Source organism: Streptomyces sp. NPDC054834, from assembly GCF_053611185.1.
Window position 1 is genome coordinate 1 of record NZ_JBSGZV010000001.1, and the last position, 19,023, is coordinate 19,023.

Here is a 19,023-nt window from a genome sequence, read left to right on the forward strand (position 1 = left end):
CGAGTCTCCGCTCGCCCACCGGTTATGACATTGGTGTGGTCGCGGGCCGAACCCACCGCCGTCCGCACCGCCGGCCGCGGGGCCCGCGGTCGGAAGCGCGGGCCCGGCGGAGGGTGGGGGGTGACGGCGGAGCTCGGTCAGTGGCCCGGCCAGCCGTCGAGGTGGCGGTGCAGGGTCACGTCGGGCTGCGTGTCGCCCTTGGGAGCCTGCGCCACCGCGTCGTGGAGGACACCGGTGACCTCCGCGGCGAGACTGTCGACCTTCGACTTCAGCTCGGCTGCCGGAATCGTGGACCGGGTCAGCTCGTCCAGCCGGCGGTGGATGTCGGCGAGCCGTCCCCGGGCGTTGTCGTCGAGGGTGAGCCGGGTCGGCGTGGAGACGACGAACTGGTAGGCGCCGGCCAGCGTCTGACAGCCGGTGCACTTCTTGTTCGCCGCGTCACTGAGGTTCACGGCGTTCAGCCGGGTCTGCTCCCCCGTGACCGTGACGATCTGGAAGGACAGCGCCACCGACCGGCAGTGGGCGTCGGCCGAGCAGCCCGCCGAGACCGCGTTGGCCTGGTTGCGCACGGCGGTGGCGTCCACGTCGCCGAACTGGCGGACGGTGAACGAGTCCTTCGCCTGCGTGTGGTGCGCCCGGTCGGCATGACTGAACACATGGTCCGACGCGACGGCCACGTGCGACTGCGTCGCGGCCGTCGCGGCCTGAGCCGGCACCGCTGTCGCCACACCGGCGATGCCGGCGGCGAACAGACCTATGCGGACCGCCCGTTGGGTGATGGGGCTGCTGGTGGAGCGTGGCTTTCGGTGGCTGTTCATGGGATCTCCAGCGATGGATCGGACACGTACGGTTGGCGGCTGCCGCAGGCGCGCGGCCGGCGGTGGGCTCGCGCCCCAGGTGGGTGGTGGGCTACCGCCGCCGACACCCGGCTGACTGCCGGCAGACGGTTGGCTTCCGCCCCAGGCGCAGTCGGCTACCGCGCCGGCACCCGGCCGGCTGACTGCCGCTGACGGTGGCTGCGATGGGCGCAGGTCCGCGGCTGCCACGGCCGGGCGGTGGGCTCGCCCCCGGGTGGGCGGTGGGCTACCGCCGCCGACACCCGGCCGGCTGCCGGCAGGCGGTTGGCTGCCGCCCCAGGCGCAGTCGGCTACCGCGCCGGCACCCGGCCGGCTGACTGCCGCTGACGGTGGCTGCGATGGGCGCAGGTCCGCGGCTGCCACGGCTGGGCGGTGGGCTCGCCTCCGGGTGGGCGGTGGGCTACCGCCGCCGACACCCGGCCGGCTGCCGGCAGGCGGTTGGCTGCCGCCGCCGACCCGCGGGTGGTGGCTGCCACGGGCGCGCGACCGGCGTCGGCGGGCGGTTGGCTGCCGCCCCAGGTGCGGTTGGCTGCCACCGGTCCCGGGGTGGTTGCCGCAGGGACGGACGGTGACTGCCGCAGACCCGTGGTTCGCGGCCGGCTGCCGCGGGCGGTGGGCCGCCGTCGCCGGCCCCCTCCCTGGCCGGGCTGCCGCCGAACGCGCGGTTCGCGGCCGGCGTCGACGGGCGGTTGACTGCCGCCCGCCGGCTCCCCGCCGGGCCGGCCGACGCCGGCAGGCGGTGGCGGTCCCGGCCCCAGGCGCGGCTGGCTACCGCGCCGATGCCCTGCCGGCTGTCGCGGCTCAGGTCGACGGTGGGGCGGAGGGCTCGCTGGTCGGGGGCGGGGTGGAGGTCTCCGTCGGTGATGGTGTGACGCTTTCCGACGGGGTGGGTGAAGGCTCTGGTGTCGGCCCGCCCCCTCCGCCGGAGGTGGTGGGTGCGGGCTCCTCGGTGGCCGGGACGCTCGGTGCCGCCTTCTGCGTGGACGCGCTCCGGCTCGGCTTGCCGGACACGGAGGCCGAGGCCGACACCGACGCGCTGCCCGATGCCGAGGCCGACGGACCGTGTCCCGGCCGCGCCGACCCGGCGCCCGCCGCACCCGAGGATGACGTGGAGCCACCACCCGAGGGAGCGGAAGGGTTGTCGTCGTCCGGCGTGGACACCTCCCGCGGCTCCGGCTCCCGCGTGGACACCCCGGGTTGCAGGATCGGCGCGATCGGCGGCTTCTTCGGCAGCGGCTGCGGCGTCATCCCGGACACCCAGGCGTAGCTCAGCCCCGCCAGCCCGGCCAGCGCCAGCGCGCAGAACGCCACCCGCAGCCGCGGCCGGCCCTCGGTGGAGCGCTTCGCGGCCCGCAGGATCCGGCCGCCCATCTTCACCGACAGATAGATGACCCCGGCCATCGGGCACAGCAGCATGACGCAGCCGATGACCCCGACCAGGCCCTCGAGGATCCTCCCGTGCACGAAGGCCGACCCGGTGCCCAGGAGTTGCTCGGTCAGCGACCGCGTCATCGTGGCGATGATCCGGGGCAGGTTCCACAGGGCGTACCCGAGTTCGCCGACGATCAGCGGCACCATGGTCAGCACCCAGGTGGCCACGATCGTGCGGGCGGACTTCTTCAGCCCCGCGACCTCCTGGCGGGCGGCCCGCCCCTTCGCCCCCGGCACCAGGCTCAGCAGGATCGGCTTGATCTTGCCGTACAGGTCCGGCACGCCGGCGAGGTCGCCCAGGATGTAGTAGCCGTCCAGCCGGACGGCCGGCATCAGCTGCTCCAGGATCTCGAAGTGCCCGAGATACACCGTGGCCAGCAGGAACTGCGCCCCGGTGGCGAAGTACAGCCCGGCCATGACCAGCATGAAGACGACGTTGAAGTACACCCCGCCCAGATCGGTGCGCAGCCGCCCGCCGCGTCCGATCCGGTAGACGTCGGTGACGTCGGTGTACATCGACGGCCAGATGAGGAACAGCCCGCAGCCGATGCAGCCCGGTCTGGCGCCGCCGTATCTGCATGCGGAGGCGTGGCCGAACTCGTGGAACACGAGGGAGGCCACCGTGAGCACGAAGACGACGAGTATCAGCACCGGCTGGTCCAGGACCTCCAGGACCGGCTCGATCGCGCCGAAGAAGCCGAACAGCCAGACGTCCATGGCCACGGCCGCCAGCAGCACGAGCACGACCGCGGCCGGCCGGTGCAGCCAGGCGAACGCCCGGGCGATCTTCGCGGTGCGCCGCTCGTTGAAGATGACCCGGTGGCCCTTGAGAGCGAGCAGCAGGTCGGAGCGCGGGGCCTCGACCTCGTCGTCCTCCTGGCCCTCGGGGACCGTCAGCCCGAGCGGCTCGAGCTTCTTCTCGACCAGGTAGCGGATGTTCTCGCCGCTGACCTCACGGCCGAACCGGGCGCTGACCCGGTGGGCGATGGCCTCGACGTCGCGCACGCCGTCGACGGACGACGCCACCAGATACAGCAGCCGCGACAGCTGCACGACCTGCCCGTCCCCCCGACGGGCGATGTACTTGGGGTCGGTGAAGCCCGATCCCTGGTACTCGCCGTGCAACCGCAGTCCCGCGCTCAGTCTCGGCACCAGCGGCGGCGGCTCGACGACCGGCAGGCTGCCCGTCGCCACCTGCTCGTAGGTCACCGGCCAGCCGCCGGGGCCGGGCACCGGCCCCGTGTCGTACAGCGCCGGGACCCCGTCTCCGAGCACCGTCATCCGTGATCTCCCCCCACGTACTCACCGCTCCCCCCCCCCGTCCGGTTCCGGGGGCGGCCCGCGCCACCTCGCGGTCCGCCCCCGGTACCCGTCGTAGCGGTGCTGCCGCTTACTGCGTGACGTTGATCGTCTGGGCGGCCGAGGACTCGGCGGCCGACCACGAGGAGTGGTCGTTGAGCGCGGCCGACTCGTTGTGCGCGTTGATGTTCGCGACGTGCTTGGTGACGTTCACGGTCTTGCCGAAGCTGAACTTCAGACGACCGAGGGCCTCGCGACCCGGCAGCAGCTCGGCGGACTCGGTCTCCAGCTCGTTCATGTCCATGCTCATGATGGATGTCCTTTCAGGTGTTTCCGGCGTTCAGGTGTCTCAGGTGTTCGGGTGTTACGAGTGCTCAGGCGCCCAGGAGTTCAGCTGGGCGTGCGCGTCACTGAGCGACGTTGATGGCCTGGGCGGCGCCGGAGTCGGCCACGGACCACGCGGAGTGGTCGTTCAGGGCGGCGGACTGGTTGGCGGCGTGGATGTTCGCGACGTGCTTGGTGACGTTCACGGTCTTGCCGAAGCTGAACTTCAGACGACCGAGGGCCTCGCGACCCGGCAGCAGTTCCGCGGACTCGGCCTCGAGCTCGTGGGCGTCCATCATGATCGATTCCCCCTCAGGGATAGACATTTCCGGTCGGACCGAGTCAGGTTCCCCCCCGACTCTGTCCAACTTGGTCGGACGTGTTGTCCAACGAGATTGGACACTACGGCCTCGAGGCACCTCCGCGCAACCCATTCGGGTAAGCACCCTTTCGGCGGTACGTACCCCCGACCGTAGAATCGGCCCCGACATGGACAGCCAGGCCCCAAACCGAGCGGCGAGCAGGAAGTGACCGTCAGTGGCCAACGCACTGCAGCAGTTGATCCGGGAACGCCTCGACCGCAAGAGCTGGTCCTACGGTGACGTGGCGCGCCGCGGCGGCGTCCCCCGCTCCACCGTCCACCACCTGGCCACCACCGACCGCGTCGTCCGGATGCCCCAGGCCGCCACCCTCGAAGGCCTGGCCAAGGGACTGGAGCTGCCCCTGGACACCGTGCGCCGCGCCGCCGCGGAGGCCTGCGGCATCCACGTCTACGGCGCCCCGTCCAACGCGGCCGACGACGGCGGGGCCCCTCCCGCCGTCGACCCCGAGGTGGACCTGCTCATCGCCAGTGTCCAGAAGCTGTCGGCCGACGACCGCCGGCATGTCGCCGCCCTGGTGGAGTCCCTGCTGGACCGCTCCCCGCGCGAGAAGTGACCGGGCTCCCGGCCGGCCCGGCCGTCCGATGACACCGGACGGTCGCTCCACCACCAAGTCGGAAAAAGAATCCGACACCGCCCGAATCCACCGAGATCCCCCGCTAGTCTCTCGTCACGCCCGAGGCACTGGAGCCGCACGACCACGGGCTCTCTGGGGGGAATGTGTTGTTCGTGCATGGTGGGACGACCACGGCGGTGGTCCGGGGGCCCGCCGGTGAATCGATGGTCCTGCTGTCCGGGGACCTGCCCGAGGTCCTCACCGCGGAGGCGGTCGCCGATCTGCTGGACCTGGCCGCCGCCATCCTGGACGCGGATGAACTCGGCCTGTTCCACACCTGTCTGGAAACACTCCGCCGCAACGGTATGCGGGCGGGACGGCGGATCGAGGTCGGGGGGGCCGTACTGACCGTCTATGAAGGGTGACATGCCGTCGACCAGGGCCATGGGACCCGGCAGATGCGATCACCATCAGGGCGAGTGACGCTGTTGTCATACCGAGCGCGCCACTACCCCGAGGAGATCGTCATGGCCGTCCTGCCCGCCGGTTCCCTGGTTCTGGAGCCTGCCTCCCAGCAGCTCGCCGATGCCACCTCCAAGCCGCCGTTCCTGTACGAGATGGGTCCCGCGAAGGCCCGCAAGGTGCTCGACGACATCCAGGCGGAGCCGATCGACAAGCTTCCCGCCGACGCGGAGTGGATCACGGTTCCCGCCAAGGTGGGTGACGTCCGTGTCCGGATCGTCCGGCCACAGAACGCCGCATCACCCCTTCCGGTGGTCCTGTACATGCACGGCGGGGGCTGGATCCTCGGCAACGCGGACACCCACGACCGGCTGGTGCGCGAACTGGCCGACGGGACACGGGCCGCTGTGGTGTTCGTCGAATACGCCCGCTCACCCGAGGCGCACTACCCCGTGGCGATCGAGCAGGGCTACGCAACCGCCCAGTGGATCGTGCGCGAAGGAGCCGCTCACGGTCTCGACCCGGGCCGCATCGCGGTGGCGGGCGATTCGGTCGGCGGCAACATGACCGCCGCACTGACCCTGCTGGCCAAGGAGCGCGGCGACGTCCGCTTCGTCCACCAGTCGATGTACTACCCGGTCACCGACGCCGACATGGACACCCAGTCCTATTCCGACTTCGCCACGGGTTACTACCTCACCGCCGAGGCCATGCGATGGTTCTGGGACGCCTACGCGCCGAACCGTGCGCAGCGCGACGAGATCACCGCCTCCCCCTTGAAGGCGGACCTCGACCAGCTCGCCGACCTGCCGCCGGCCCTGGTCCTCGTCGACGAGGCCGACGTCCTGCGTGACGAGGGCGAGGCGTACGCCGCCAGACTCCGTGCCGCGGGCGTCGACGTCACCACGGTCCGCTATGACGGCATCACCCACGACTTCATGATGCTCAACCCGCTCAGCGACACCCACGCCACGCGTGCGGCCATCGCCCAGGCCATCGCGGTACTCAGCGCCGCACTGGGAACGAGTGAGGAGGCATAGGCCTGCGTCGGCGCGCCGCAGACATGGAAGGTGCCCGGAACCGGACTTGAACCGGTACGCCCGCGAGGGGCAGCGAGGTTTAAGCTCGCCGTGTCTGCATTCCACCATCCGGGCAGGCCATGGGCTCCGCTTCGAGGTTCCGACCCTATCGGGATGCATCCCCCGAACAGCGGCAGGGCAGTGCGATGTTGTCTTATTTTATTGAGGTCTGAGGGAGCATCAGGCCCCTGCACACGCCATCCGCACTTGCCAATAGCGTTACGTGTGGTGGATGCGCGCGTACACGGAATGACGGAATTTCACCGTACGAACAAGGGGGCCCCACCTGTTCTCGACAACTTGTCCGGTCTCCCGCGGACCTTCCCGCCCCCTCCTCGGCTCAGGGTCGGCCGTCATCCCCAGGTATGACATGACGCCGCCCGGTCCGACCGCAGTCGGCCCCCGGAACCGGAACAGCGGGTGACTCCAGGACGGCAGCCGGCCGGGACGATGGATCACGTCCCCACCAACGCCGTCGTCCTGACAGGAGCACCTTTCCGTGACCACCACACCCACCGCCGACCGGACCACCACCGTGGCCGCGCGCGCCATGGAGCTGTCGAAGATCTACGGGCAGGGTGAGACCCGGGTGGTCGCCCTCGACCAGGTCTCCGTCGACTTCCGGCAGGCCGAGTTCACCGCGATCATGGGGCCGTCCGGGTCGGGCAAGTCCACACTGATGCACTGCGTGGCCGGGCTGGACACCTTCTCCTCCGGGTCCGTGCGCATCGGCGACACCGAGCTGGGCTCCCTGAAGGACAAGCAGCTGACCAAGCTGCGCCGGGACAAGATCGGGTTCATCTTCCAGGCGTTCAACCTGCTGCCGACCCTGACGGCGCTGGAGAACATCACCCTCCCGATGGACATCGCGGGCCGCAAGCCGGACAAGCAGTGGCTGGACAGCGTGATCCAGATGGTCGGCCTGTCCGGGCGGCTGAGCCACCGGCCGGCCCAGCTCTCCGGCGGCCAGCAGCAGCGCGTCGCCGTCGCCCGCGCCCTGGCCTCCAAGCCCGACATCATCTTCGGCGACGAGCCCACCGGAAACCTCGACTCCCGCTCCGGCGCCGAGGTGCTGGGCTTCCTGCGCAACTCGGTGCGGGAGCTGGGTCAGACGGTGGTGATGGTCACTCACGACCCGGTGGCCGCGGCGTACGCGGACCGCGTGGTGTTCCTGGCCGACGGCCGGATCGTGGACGAGGTGTACGGGCCCACGGCGGAATCCGTCCTCGACACGATGCGGCATCTTCCTGGGGGACCCCCCCAGACCCCCGAGTTCGACGCGAAGGGCCGCACGAGCTGATGTTCCGCACCGCCCTGCGCAACGTATTCGCGCACAAGGCCCGGCTCCTGATGACCGTGCTCGCCGTCATGCTCGGCGTGGCGTTCGTGTCCGGGACGCTGGTCTTCACCAACACCATCTCCGACGCCTACCAGAAGAGCTCCGCCAAGGGCTTCGATCAGGTCGACGTCGCCGTCACGGCCGAGGGCCAGGCGGACAAGGGCAACACCGTCGGAAAGACCCCCGAACTGACCCAGGCACTGCTGGACCGGAGCGCGAAGGTCCCCGGGGCCGACTCCGCGACCGGCGTCGTCACCGGCTTCACCGCCATCGCCGACAAGAACGGCAAGCTGATCGGCGGCGGCTGGCAGTCCGAGGGCGGGAACTACTGGGGCACCAAGGACGCCCGGTACCCGCTCGTCAGCGGCCACGCCCCGAGCGGCAAGGGCGAGGTGCTGATCGACTCCAGGACCGCCGAGCGGGCCGGCTACAAGGTCGGCGACAAGGTGCGGATATCCGTCGACGGCCCCGTACTCACCCCGGTCATCAGCGGCGTCTTCACCACCGACGACGGCAATGTCGCCGCCGGCGGCAGCCTCGCCCTGTTCGACACGGCGACCGCGCAGAAGCTGTTCGGCAAGCCGGGCACGTACGACGAGATCGACGTCAAGGCGAAGCCGGGCACCAGCCAGACGGCGCTTCAGGACGCGCTGGACCAGGCCCTGCCGAAGAACCGCGTGGAGACCACCACCGGCAAGGAACTCGCCGACTCCCAGGCAGAACTGATCTCGTCCCAGATGAGCGGGCTGAAGCAGGGCCTGCTGGTCTTCGCGGGCATCGCGCTCTTCGTCGGCACGTTCATCATCGCCAACACCTTCACCATGCTGGTCGCCCAGCGCACCAAGGAGCTGGCCCTGCTGCGCGCGGTCGGCGCCTCCCGCCGCCAGGTCACCCGGTCGGTGCTCATCGAGGCGTTCGTGGTGGGCACGGTCGCCGGCATGACCGGTCTGGCCGCCGGCATCGGCATCGGCGCCGGACTGCGGTCGCTGATGAACTCGCTCGGCGCGACCGTCCCGGACGGCCCGCTGGTCATCACGCCCAGCACGGCCGTCGCCGCCCTCGCGGTGGGCATCGTCATCACCATGCTGGCCGCCTGGCTACCGGGCCGGCGCGCCGCGAAGATCCCGCCGGTGGCCGCGATGAGCGCGGTGCACGCGAAGGCGACCACCAAGTCGCTGGTGCTGCGCAACACGATCGGCGCCCTGTTCTCGGCGGCCGGCGTGGCGGTGGTCCTGGCGGCCACGTCGATGGACGCCGACAAGGCGCAGGCTCCCATGGGTCTGGGTGCCGTACTGCTGATCATCGGCGTGTTCGTGCTGACCCCGCTGCTGTCCCGCCCGCTGATCGCGGCCGCCGCGCCGGTGCTGCGCGTGTTCGGGGTCTCCGGCAAGCTGGCCCGGCAGAACTCGGTGCGCAACCCGCGCCGTACGGCCGCCACGGCCTCCGCGCTGATGATCGGCCTGACCCTGATCACCGGTATGACGGTGATGGCGGGCAGCCTCCAGAAGTCGATCGACAAGATGGCGAGCGCGGCGATCCGTGCCGACTACGTGGTGTCGATGGCCAACGGCAACGAACTCTCCCCGGACGTGGCCGAGAAGCTCGCCGCCACCGACGGCGTCACCGCCAGCAGCCCGCTGCGCAACGCGGCCTCCCGCATCGACGGCCAGACCGAGTACCTGACCGGCGTCACCGGCCCGGCGATCGGCAGGCTGACCGACCTGAAGGTCGACGACGGCTCCTTCGAGGTGGGCGGCTCGCGGGTCGTCGTCGACAAGGACACCGCCAAGTCCCACGGCTGGAAGGCAGGTTCGGGCTTCACCGTGCACTACGAGGACGGCAAGCGGCAGAAGCTGACGGTCGCCGGGGTGTACGAGGGCAACGAGATGATCCAGGGCATCATGCTGGACAACACGGCCCTGACCCCGCACCAGACGGACCCGGCCGACATGCAGGTCATGGTCAAGGCGGCGGGCGGCGCGTCCGACGCGACCAAGGACAAGCTGGAGAAGGCGCTGGGAGACAACCCGGCGATCAAGATCCAGGACAAGAAGGACCTGTCCGACTCGATCGCGAAGATGTTCACTCTGATGCTGAACATGCTCTACGGCCTGCTGGCGATGGCCGTGATCGTGGCGGTCCTCGGCGTCATCAACACTCTGGCCATGTCGGTCTTCGAACGCTCCCAGGAGATCGGCATGCTCCGCGCGATCGGCCTGGACCGCAAGGCCGTCAAGCGGATGGTCCGCCTGGAGTCCCTGGTGATCTCCCTCTTCGGCGCGGTGCTGGGCATCGGCCTGGGCGTGTTCTTCGGCTGGGCGGCCGGTGAGCTCCTCGGCACGAAGATGGCGACCTACGAACTGGTCGTCCCGTGGGGCCGGATCGCCTTCTTCCTGCTGCTGGCCGCCACGGTCGGCGTCCTCGCGGCCCTCTGGCCGGCCAGGCGCGCGGCCCGGCTGAACATGCTCACCGCCATCAAGTCGGAGTAACCCGCACGGCAGCCGAGGCCCCGTTCCCTTCCGGACACGGACAGGGAACGGGGCCTCGCGCGTTCAGTTCCAGGTGCGGGACCGCAGCGGCAGGCCCGACTCGCCCGACTCGGGGGTGCGTACCGCGAGGACCTGGTTGACGCCGATGCGGTTGTCTTCGAAGGCGAGAGCGGAGGCCGCCATGTACAGCTGCCAGACGCGGGCGCGGCCGGGGCCGGTGAGCCGGACCGCGTGCGGCCAGTCGGCCTCCAGGTTGGTGACCCACCGGCGCAGGGTGCGGGCGTAGTGCTCGCGGATCGACTCCACGTCCCGGACCTCGAAACCGGCCCGCTCCAGCTGGGTGACCGTGGTGCCGAGGGGGGCGAGCTCGCCGTCGGGGAAGACGTAGGCATCGATGAACTCGTTCACGTTGTACGCCGACTCGTCGCGGTGCGGACGGCGGGCGATCTGATGGTTCAGGAGCCGTCCCCCGGGCCTGAGCAGGGCGTGCAAAGCCGTGGCGTACTCCAGGTAGCGCTCGGCGCCGACGTGTTCGGCCATGCCGATGGAGGAGATCGCGTCGTACGGGCCGTCGGTGACGTCCCGGTAGTCCTGCACCCTGATCTCCACCCGGTCGGTGAGCCCCTCGTCGGCGATGCGCTTGCGGGCGTAGGCGGCCTGCTCCTGGGAGAGGGTGACGCCGACGACGCTCACGCCGTGCTCACGGGCCGCGTGGATCGCCATCGAGCCCCAGCCGCAGCCGACATCGAGCAGGCGCCGGCCGGGTGTCAGGGCGAGCTTGCGGCAGACCAGTTCCAGCTTGTCGCGCTGCGCGGACTCAAGGGTGCCGGCCTCCTCCCAGTAGGCGCAGGAGTACACCATGGAGGGGCCGAGGACGATCTCGTAGAAGTCGTTGCCGACGTCGTAGTGGTGGCTGACGGCGCGTCTGTCGCTGCGCCTGGTGTGCAGATGGCCGCGCCGGCGGACCTCCTCGCGGGGCGGCGCGGGCGGGATCGGGGGTCCAGCGAGCCGGAACAGCCCGCGGGCGGCGGCCCTGACCTCGGGGTCGCGCAGCGCCTGCGCGAGGGTGCGGGCGTCCTCCCCGCGCTCCCAGACCAGGCCGGACATCGCCTTCAGGACGGCGTACAGATCCCCTTCGACGTCCAGATCGCCGGCCACCCAGGCGCGGGCCAGGCCCAGTTCGCCCGGCTTGAACAGCAGCCGACGCACGGCGCGGCGATTACGGACGACCAGCATCGGTGCACCGGGCGGTCCCGCCTGCGAACCGTCCCAGCCGCGGATACGCACCGGGAGCGGGACTCCCAGCATCTGTTCGAGCAGGCTCTTGAGCCGCGACGCGGCGTCGGCCATGGCGCACACCTCCGTACGACGAACCCCGGAATGTCCTCCCCCACGTAAACATCCACCTGCCCGCGACACAGTCCCGCAATGGTGTTACGTCTGGGCAAACACCCTTTCCGCCCAACACAGAGCGCCCGGAACGCCATGCACCCGCACCGCCGGGCACCCGGGAACGCCGAAGGACCTCCCGCACCACGGATGGCGGGAGGTCCTTCGGTCGGTTCGGCGACCGGGGGAGGTCAGGAGGCCTTGGCCTTCTCCTCGGTCTTCTGCGCGGCGGCGACCGGCGCCGGCTTGGCGGCCTCGTAGAACTCCTCGCGCGGGTTCTCCATGGCGCCCAGGGAGACGACCTCGCGCTTGAGGAACATGCCGAGCGTCCAGTCCGCGAAGATGCGGATCTTGCGGTTCCAGGTCGGCATCGCCAGACCGTGGTAGCCGCGGTGCATGTACCAGGCGAGACGGCCCTTGAGCTTGATCTTCATCTTGCCCATGACGATCATCGCCACGCCCTTGTGGAGGCCGAGACCGGCCACCGCGCCCTTGTTGGCGTGCGAGTAGTCCTTCTGCGGGAAGCCCCGCATACCGGAGATCACGTTGTCGCCGAGGACCTTGGCCTGGCGCAGCGCGTGCTGGGCGTTCGGCGGGCACCAGGCGTTCTCGTTGCCCGCCTTGCGGCCGACGAGGTCGGGCACCTGGGCGTTGTCACCGGCGGCCCAGATGTAGTCCGTGCCCTTGACCTGGAGCGTGGGCTCGCAGTCGACGTGGCCGCGCGGACCGAGCGGGAGGCCGTAGCGGCCGAGCGCCGGGTTGGGCTTGACGCCCGCGGTCCACACGATGGTGTTGGAGTCGACCTCGAGGCCGTTCTTGAGCACGACGTGGCCGTCGACGCAGGAGTCCATGGAGGTGGACAGGTAGACCTCGACACCGCGGCCCTCGAGGTGCTCCTTGCCGTACTGGCCGAGCTTCGGGCCGACCTCGGGGAGGATCTTGTCGGCGGCGTCGACGAGGACGAAGCGCATGTCCTCGCGGGACACGTTCTTGTAGTACTTGGCCGCGTCCCGGGCCATGTCCTCGACCTCGCCGATGGTCTCCGCGCCCGCGAAGCCACCGCCGATGAAGACGAACGTGAGGGCCTTGCGGCGGATCTCCTCGTCGGTCGTGGAGTCGGCCTTGTCGAGCTGCTCGAGGACGTGGTTGCGCAGGCCGATGGACTCCTCGATGCCCTTCATGCCGATGCCCTGCTCGGCGAGGCCGGGGATCGGGAAGGTGCGGGAGACCGCGCCGAGCGCGATGACGAGGTAGTCGAAGGGCAGCTCGTACGCCTCGCCGACCAGCGGGGCGACCGTGGCGACCTTGCGGTCCTGGTCGATGGTGGTGACCCGGCCGGTGAGGACCTCCGCCTTCGGCAGCACGCGCCGCAGCGGGACGACGACGTGGCGAGGGGAGATGCTGCCGGCGGCGGCTTCGGGCAGGAAGGGCTGGTAGGTCATGTACGACCGGGGGTCGACGACCGTGACGGTCGCCTCGCCGTAGCGCATCTTCTTCTGGATGCGCCGAGCTGCGTACAGGCCTACGTACCCACCGCCTACTACGAGGATCCTGGGACGCTCCGTGGTGCTCATGCCATCGAGTATCCACCCGCCCCTCGGGGGTCGCTCGTGCGCCCCTTCACAAGGTTGCCGCGGCCCTGTGCTATCCTCCGCGACCCGCGTGACGCAGGTCATGATTGCGGAGGGGAACCGGCCGCCGCCGCGACCCGTTGTCAATGGCGCGTGAGCTGCCTCTCCGCCTGCTGGCGCCCCCCGTGAGCCCCCGGAAACACCCCTTGCGGAACCTCACCGGACACCGCCCCGCAAAGTGCTCCTGAGTGGACTCCCAGGCCTGTTGGACCCCCGAACGGCTCAACGGAACCTCTGGGATCCCTCTGACGGGCCGAATTCCTTGTGAAGAACTTCACGAACTTTTCCGGCGGAGCGTCAACGAGGGGCCCCGGAAGGCCCCTCGACCGCGCTCAAACGTTATCCGACCTGCTCACCCGGCGCCTACCGTCCGGTAACAAAAGAGACCTAGGACACCGACCACGCGATGCCGTCGAGCGTCGCTCACGAACGCGACTCCCCGGACAGGGCCGCGCGTGTACACGCTGATGCGTACACTGCTCTCATGACTGAGAACACCGTGACCGTACGGGAAGCCCGCGCGCACCTCGCCGATCACATCAACCGGGCCGAGGAAGGCGTTCCGACCGTCATCACGCGCAACGGCGCTCCGGTGGCAGCCCTAGTCCCGATCGCAGACTTCGAAGCACTGGAGGAAGCGGCCGACGTCATGCTGTCGCGCGAAGCCGAAGCGGTCCTGGCCGAGGGCGGCCCCACCGTGACGATGGCGGAATTGCTGGCAGACCTGTTCACCGAGCAGGACGGCGATGCGGCGTGAAGTACGCCTTCCGGTTCACCACAGCGGCGCAGCGGCAGTTCCGGGCCATCAGCCGGCCCGACGCGATGCGCATCCTGACCGCGCTGACCGTGCTCGGCGAAGACCCGTACCGCGAGGACGCCGACGTCAAGAAGCTCACCGGCCCGTCCGGGCTCTACCAGCTCAGGGTCGGAAGCTACAGGGTCGCCTACCAGGTCAACGATGGTGAGCTCGTCATCCTCGTCGTCAAGGTGGGCGACCGGCGGGACGTGTACCGCAACCTGTAGGCGGTCAGGCCAAAGACCATCCGATGCCGTCGAGGATGTCGTGCTCACTCACGACGACCTCCTCGGCACCGATCCGCTCCATGATCGCGAGCAGGATCAGGGCACCGGCGCCGATCACGTCGACCCGGCCCGGATGCATGGAGGGGATCGCCGCGCGCTCGGCATGGGTCGAGCGGAGCAGCTCACTCGTGATCTCGCGGACCCGGTCCAGCGGCACACGAGAGTGATGGATGGCCTCGGAGTCGTACTCGGGCAGGTCCTGCGCGATCGCCGACACGGTGGTGACGGACCCGGCAAGACCGACCAGCGTGCGCGCCTCGCGCAGCGGGACCGTCTCCTCGGCGAGGTCGAGGGCCGTCTCGATGTCCGCCCTCATCGCGGCGATCTGCTCCTCGGTGGGCGGATCGCTCACCTTGCCGTCGTGCAGCAGGTGCCGCTCGGTCATCCGCACGCAGCCGATGTCGACGGAGCGCGCGGCGCGTACCTGCTCGTCGCCGACGACGAACTCGGTGGAGCCGCCACCGATGTCCACCACCAGGAAGGGCCTGGCGAGGTCCGCACGCCCCGTCAGCTCCTTCGTCGCGCCGGTGAAGGAGAACTCGGCCTCCCGGTCGCCGGAGATCACCTCGGGCTCGACCCCGAGGATGTCCACGACCCCGCGCACGAACTCGTCCCGGTTCTCGGCGTCCCGGGAGGCGGAGGTGGCGACGAACCGCACCTTCGCGGCGCCCAGTTCACGGATGACGTCCGCGTACTCGCGGCACGCGGCGAAGGTCCGCTCCAGCGCCTCGGGCGCCAGCCGGCCGGTGCGGTCCACGTCCTGGCCGAGCCGCACGATCGTCATACGCCGGTCCAGCTCCAGCAGCTCGCCGGTGGCAGGGTTGACGTCGGCGACCAGCAGCCGGATGGAGTTCGTGCCGCAGTCGACGGCGGCGACCCGGGAGAAGCCCTCCGCGACGAGCGGTTTGTCGGCGAAGAAGCCGCTGCGGGCCTCGGCGGGGTCGAAGACCGCGCCCTCCTCACCCGGGTGCTCGTCCGCCGGATCAGGCGCCTCGAGCGGCTGCACGCACGGCCCCTTGCGCCACCACTCGGGCAGCATGGCGATCGCCTCGTCGCCGAGGGGGTTCACGCCCGGTCCCGCGGCCAGCGAGTGGGCCACGAGGACGTGCAGGCACTTCACGCGGTCCGGCATGCCGCCCGCGCTCGGGAAGCCTGCCAGGACCTCGATCTCGTCCCGGCGCCGGATGTAGTCCTCGTGCGCGGCCCGGTAGGCGGCGGCCAGTTCGGGGTCGCTCCCCAGCCGCTCGGTCATCTCCTTCATGACGCCGTCCGCCTCCAGCGTGCCGATCGCCGAGGCGGCGCGCGGGCACGTCAGGTAGTACGTCGTCGGGAAGGGCGTGCCGTCCGGCAGCCGGGGGGCGGTCTCCACCACGTCCGGCTGTCCGCAGGGGCACCGGTGCGCGATCGCGCGCAGTCCGCGCGGGGGCCGCCCGAGCTGCTGCTTGAAGGCCTCGACGTCCGCCTCGGTGGGCTCGGTGCGGGGAGTGGAGGGCGGGGGCGTTTCCATGCCTGTACGAAAGTCTCTCTGTGGGTTCACTGGTCGGAGGCGTCGGACTTGTCGACCCCGTCCCAGACGTTCGCGTACCAGGGGCGGTCGGCCGCCACCAGGTCGGCGCGCGCCTGCTTGGCCGCGCCCGGGTCGATCACGACGTATCCGGTCTCCCCCGGCATCACATAGTGCAGCCGCCGCCGGATCTGCTGCTCGGCGTACGTGTCGTCCTGCCACCGCGCCTTGAGGTCGCGCAGCTCTTCGACCCGCTCCTTGGCCTGCTGCTTCTCCCGCTGAAGGTCGGCGATCTGGGCGCGCTGGGAGACGTACTGCCGCATCGGGTAGGCCAGGGCCACCACCAGGGTGCACACCACGAGGGCGAGCAGCGCGGCCCGGCTGGTGAGCCGGGAGCGGCGGGCCTGCCGTTTGGTCTGGGAGCGGTAGACCCGGGCCGCCGTCTGCTCGCCGAGCAGCCGGATCCTGGTCGCGGTGGAGAAACGGTCCCGTTCCTTCGCGGCCATCTGGCTCTCCGCCTCCCCTGGGTGCTTCCTACGTGCGTACGTCCCCGGACACGGTACGGGACCGGGTACGGGGACGTACGTACGACTGGCTAGGCCTTACTCGGGGTTGACCGGTTGGGGTCAGCCCTTGGAGACCTCGGCGTTGCCCCTGAAGCGCGGGAACGCGCTGCGGCCGGCGTAGACCGCCGCGTCGTCGAGGATCTCCTCGATGCGCAGCAGCTGGTTGTACTTGGCGACGCGCTCGGAGCGGGCCGGGGCGCCGGTCTTGATCTGGCCGCAGTTGGTGGCGACGGCCAGGTCGGCGATGGTGACGTCCTCGGTCTCGCCGGAGCGGTGGGACATCATGCACTTGAAGCCGTTGCGCTGGGCGAGCTCGACGGCGTCCAGGGTCTCGGTCAGCGAGCCGATCTGGTTCACCTTCACGAGCAGGGCGTTGGCGGTGCCCTCCTCGATGCCGCGGGCCAGGCGCTCCGGGTTGGTGACGAACAGGTCGTCGCCGACCAGCTGGACCTTGTCGCCGAGCTTGTCGGTGATGACCTTCCAGCCGGCCCAGTCGTCCTCGAACAGCGGGTCCTCGATGGAGACGAGGGGGTAGGCCGCCACGAGCTCCTCGTAGTACTCAGTCATCTCGGCGGCGGAGCGGGACTTGCCCTCGAACTCGTACTTGCCGTCCTTGTAGAACTCGGACGCGGCGACGTCGAGCGCGAGCGCGATCTGCTCGCCCGGGATGTAGCCGGCCTGCTTGACGGCCTCGAGGATGAGGTCGAGGGCGGCGCGGTTGGACTCGAGGTTCGGGGCGAAGCCGCCCTCGTCACCGAGGCCGGTGGACAGGCCCTTCGACTTCAGGACCTTCTTCAGGGTGTGGTAGACCTCGGCACCCCAGCGCAGCGCCTCGGAGAAGGACTCCGCGCCGATCGGGGCGATCATGAACTCCTGGATGTCCACGTTGGAGTCGGCGTGCGAGCCGCCGTTCAGGATGTTCATCATCGGCACCGGCAGCAGGTGCGCGTTCGGGCCGCCCAGGTAGCGGAAGAGGGGGAGGTCGCTGGCCTCGGAGGCGGCGTGGGCCACGGCGAGCGAGACGCCGAGGATGGCGTTGGCGCCGAGGGAGCCCTTGTTGTCGGTGGCGTCCAGGTCGAACATCGCCTGGTCGATCAGGCGCTGCTCGGTGGCGTCGTAGCCGACCAGCTCCGGGCCGATCTGCTCGATGACGGCGAGGACGGCCTTCTCGACGCCCTTGCCCAGGTAGCGGTTGGGGTCACCGTCGCGGAGCTCGATGGCCTCGAAGGCGCCGGTGGAGGCGCCGGACGGGACGGCGGCACGACCCGTGCTGCCGTCGTCGAGGCCGACCTCGACCTCGACCGTGGGATTGCCTCGGGAGTCCAGGATTTCCCGGGCTACGACGACGTCGATGGACGGCACGAGCATCTCCTTCTTGGATGTGACGCTGAAAGTGCGGGGCTGGTGTGCCTTGCGACTAGAGCCTAACCGTCCCCGGGCCGTCGGCAGCCGACCGACCGCCCCGTGGACACGGTGACGGTACACATTGTTTGCCGACGGAACAAAGGGCCGGGAGGCAAAGAGACCGAGAGGCGGAGGGGAAGCAGAAGGAAAAGAAAAGACCCCGCCCCGGCGCGTACGGGGGAACACGCGCCGGAGCGGGGAGCCCCGTGGGGGACGGGGGGCGTGACCCTCACGGGGCCTCCATCATGGAGGCCACGGATATGAGGGCGCTGTGGTCGTACTACCAGCCAGGTGTCACTTCAGGTGCAGCTGCTGGCCCGGGTAGATGACATTGGCGTCGTCGATGATGTCCTTGTTCAGCTGGAACAGCTTCTGCCAGCCGCCGGCGACGTGGTGCTTCTCGGCGATCGAGCTGAGGGTGTCCCCCTTGACGACCTTGTACTCGCCGTCGCCCTTCTTGACCTTCTTGCCGGTCGGGGTGGTGACGGTCTTCTTGGCGGCCGGGCGCTCCGAGGAGCGGGAGGCGGCCTTCTGGTCGGCCGACCGGGTGGTGGTGCCGGCAGAGCTCGAGGAGTTGGAGGAGTTCGAGGAGCCGCTGCTCGAACCGGTGTAGGCGGCGCCGGACAGGCCCTTGCCGCAGACCGGCCAGGCACCCTTGCCCTGCGCGGCGAGGACCTTCTCGGCGACGGCTATCTGCTGGGACTTGGAGGCCTGGTTGGCCTGGGGGGCGTACTGCGTGCCGCCGTACGCGGCCCAGGTGGAGGCGGAGAACTGGAGACCGCCGTAGTAGCCGTTACCGGTGTTGATGGACCAGTTGCCGCCGGACTCGCACTGGGCGACCGCGTCCCACTCGGAGGCGGTGGCGGCGGAGGCGTTGCCGGCCGCCATCAGCGGGGCGGCGACGGCGGCGCCGGTGACACCGGCGACAGCGATGGCGCGAACGGCCTTGGACGGACGACGGTGCTTGCCCTTGCCGGAAAACAGCATGGATCGATCCCCTCACCGACGCCTGCGAGGTGAGCTGTCGGGTTCGGGCCGGTTGAGTTGCCCGGCCGCACCTCGCGTGGTTCTCGTGCGAGGTGCGGCTTCACCCCTAGCCGTCCCCGGCGGTCTTTCGACCTCCGGGCCCGGCGCTTACCTTGGGTCCCCCGCTCCTGCCTACGGCGCTTGACGCGACGACTGTTCCCGGGCAGCCGCTGGCAGGATTCGGCGTTGCGACGACCGGGGCCC

17 protein-coding genes, 1 tRNA gene, 1 pseudogene and 1 riboswitch are annotated in these 19,023 nt (G+C 70.2%); of the genes and pseudogenes, 7 read left to right on the forward strand and 12 right to left on the reverse strand.

Annotated features, from left to right (window positions below):
* Positions 1-137 precede the first annotated feature (137 nt).
* The 4 genes from ACWGJM_RS00005 to ACWGJM_RS00020 form a co-directional block, all read right to left on the reverse strand.
* Positions 138-818 (reverse strand): hypothetical protein, encoded by a 681-nt coding sequence (locus tag ACWGJM_RS00005; RefSeq protein WP_453409358.1) that lies wholly within the window; start codon positions 816-818, stop codon positions 138-140.
* A gap of 840 nt (positions 819-1,658) precedes the next feature.
* Positions 1,659-3,569 carry a hypothetical protein gene (locus ACWGJM_RS00010; RefSeq protein WP_453409359.1) on the reverse strand — a complete coding sequence of 637 codons (1,911 nt, stop codon included), beginning with the start codon at positions 3,567-3,569 and terminating at the stop codon, positions 1,659-1,661.
* A gap of 109 nt (positions 3,570-3,678) precedes the next feature.
* Entirely contained in the window at positions 3,679-3,897 is a 219-nt protein-coding gene (locus ACWGJM_RS00015; protein ID WP_132852923.1) for a hypothetical protein, read from the reverse strand.
* Between the two features lie 97 nt (positions 3,898-3,994).
* On the reverse strand, positions 3,995-4,210 hold the full coding sequence (locus tag ACWGJM_RS00020) for a hypothetical protein (protein WP_453409360.1): 216 nt from the start codon (positions 4,208-4,210) through the stop codon (positions 3,995-3,997).
* A gap of 238 nt (positions 4,211-4,448) precedes the next feature.
* Between ACWGJM_RS00020 and ACWGJM_RS00025 the strand changes: the two genes are divergently transcribed.
* The 3 genes from ACWGJM_RS00025 to ACWGJM_RS00035 all read left to right on the forward strand — a co-directional run bounded on the left by ACWGJM_RS00025 (position 4,449) and on the right by ACWGJM_RS00035 (position 6,349).
* Positions 4,449-4,847 carry a helix-turn-helix domain-containing protein gene (locus ACWGJM_RS00025; RefSeq protein ID WP_453409361.1) on the forward strand — a complete coding sequence of 133 codons (399 nt, stop codon included), beginning with the start codon at positions 4,449-4,451 and terminating at the stop codon, positions 4,845-4,847.
* A gap of 173 nt (positions 4,848-5,020) precedes the next feature.
* Positions 5,021-5,272 (forward strand): hypothetical protein, encoded by a 252-nt coding sequence (locus ACWGJM_RS00030; protein WP_453409362.1) that lies wholly within the window; start codon positions 5,021-5,023, stop codon positions 5,270-5,272.
* A 102-nt stretch (positions 5,273-5,374) separates the two neighbouring features.
* Entirely contained in the window at positions 5,375-6,349 is a 975-nt protein-coding gene (locus tag ACWGJM_RS00035; protein WP_453409823.1) for an alpha/beta hydrolase, read from the forward strand.
* A gap of 31 nt (positions 6,350-6,380) precedes the next feature.
* Here ACWGJM_RS00035 and ACWGJM_RS00040 read toward each other — a convergent pair.
* Positions 6,381-6,463 (reverse strand) — tRNA-Leu (locus tag ACWGJM_RS00040).
* 424 nt (positions 6,464-6,887) lie between these two features.
* On the opposite strand from ACWGJM_RS00040, the gene ACWGJM_RS00045 reads away from it, so the two are divergent.
* Together ACWGJM_RS00045 and ACWGJM_RS00050 are read left to right on the forward strand one after the other, a co-directional pair.
* On the forward strand, positions 6,888-7,688 hold the full coding sequence (locus tag ACWGJM_RS00045) for an ABC transporter ATP-binding protein (protein WP_453409363.1): 801 nt from the start codon (positions 6,888-6,890) through the stop codon (positions 7,686-7,688).
* Complete coding sequence (locus tag ACWGJM_RS00050) at positions 7,688-10,216, forward strand: ABC transporter permease (protein WP_453409364.1); 2,529 nt, start codon at positions 7,688-7,690, stop codon at positions 10,214-10,216. Before ACWGJM_RS00045 ends, ACWGJM_RS00050 begins: the two co-directional genes overlap by 1 nt.
* A gap of 63 nt (positions 10,217-10,279) precedes the next feature.
* Here ACWGJM_RS00050 and ACWGJM_RS00055 read toward each other — a convergent pair whose 3' ends face one another.
* On the reverse strand, positions 10,280-11,566 hold the full coding sequence (locus tag ACWGJM_RS00055; RefSeq protein ID WP_453409365.1) for a class I SAM-dependent methyltransferase: 1,287 nt from the start codon (positions 11,564-11,566) through the stop codon (positions 10,280-10,282).
* A gap of 230 nt (positions 11,567-11,796) precedes the next feature.
* Entirely contained in the window at positions 11,797-13,179 is a 1,383-nt protein-coding gene (locus ACWGJM_RS00060; protein WP_453409366.1) for an NAD(P)/FAD-dependent oxidoreductase, read from the reverse strand.
* Between the two features lie 541 nt (positions 13,180-13,720).
* On the opposite strand from ACWGJM_RS00060, the gene ACWGJM_RS00065 reads away from it, so the two are divergent.
* Together ACWGJM_RS00065 and ACWGJM_RS00070 are read left to right on the forward strand one after the other, a co-directional pair.
* Positions 13,721-13,993: a type II toxin-antitoxin system Phd/YefM family antitoxin gene (locus ACWGJM_RS00065; RefSeq protein WP_453409367.1), complete on the forward strand. Its 273-nt coding sequence runs from the start codon at positions 13,721-13,723 to the stop codon at positions 13,991-13,993.
* Positions 13,990-14,259: a type II toxin-antitoxin system RelE family toxin gene (locus ACWGJM_RS00070; RefSeq protein WP_453409368.1), complete on the forward strand. Its 270-nt coding sequence runs from the start codon at positions 13,990-13,992 to the stop codon at positions 14,257-14,259. Before ACWGJM_RS00065 ends, ACWGJM_RS00070 begins: the two co-directional genes overlap by 4 nt.
* 4 nt (positions 14,260-14,263) lie before the next feature.
* Here the strand turns inward: ACWGJM_RS00070 and ACWGJM_RS00075 are convergent, their stop codons facing one another.
* From ACWGJM_RS00075 to ACWGJM_RS00095, 5 genes and pseudogenes are all read right to left on the reverse strand, one after another.
* Positions 14,264-15,166 (reverse strand): Ppx/GppA phosphatase family protein, encoded by a 903-nt coding sequence (locus ACWGJM_RS00075; protein ID WP_453409824.1) that lies wholly within the window; start codon positions 15,164-15,166, stop codon positions 14,264-14,266.
* 258 nt (positions 15,167-15,424) lie between these two features.
* Positions 15,425-15,826: pseudogene (locus ACWGJM_RS00080) on the reverse strand (DUF501 domain-containing protein); the annotation flags it as partial.
* Positions 15,827-15,852: 26 nt separating this feature from the next.
* Positions 15,853-16,329 carry an FtsB family cell division protein gene (locus tag ACWGJM_RS00085; RefSeq protein WP_453409369.1) on the reverse strand — a complete coding sequence of 159 codons (477 nt, stop codon included), beginning with the start codon at positions 16,327-16,329 and terminating at the stop codon, positions 15,853-15,855.
* Positions 16,330-16,449: 120 nt separating this feature from the next.
* On the reverse strand, positions 16,450-17,757 hold the full coding sequence (gene eno, locus ACWGJM_RS00090) for a phosphopyruvate hydratase (RefSeq protein WP_453409370.1): 1,308 nt from the start codon (positions 17,755-17,757) through the stop codon (positions 16,450-16,452).
* Between the two features lie 330 nt (positions 17,758-18,087).
* Entirely contained in the window at positions 18,088-18,780 is a 693-nt protein-coding gene (locus tag ACWGJM_RS00095; protein ID WP_453409371.1) for a transglycosylase family protein, read from the reverse strand.
* Between the two features lie 4 nt (positions 18,781-18,784).
* Positions 18,785-18,969, reverse strand: a riboswitch (cyclic di-AMP (ydaO/yuaA leader).
* Positions 18,970-19,023 lie beyond the last annotated feature (54 nt).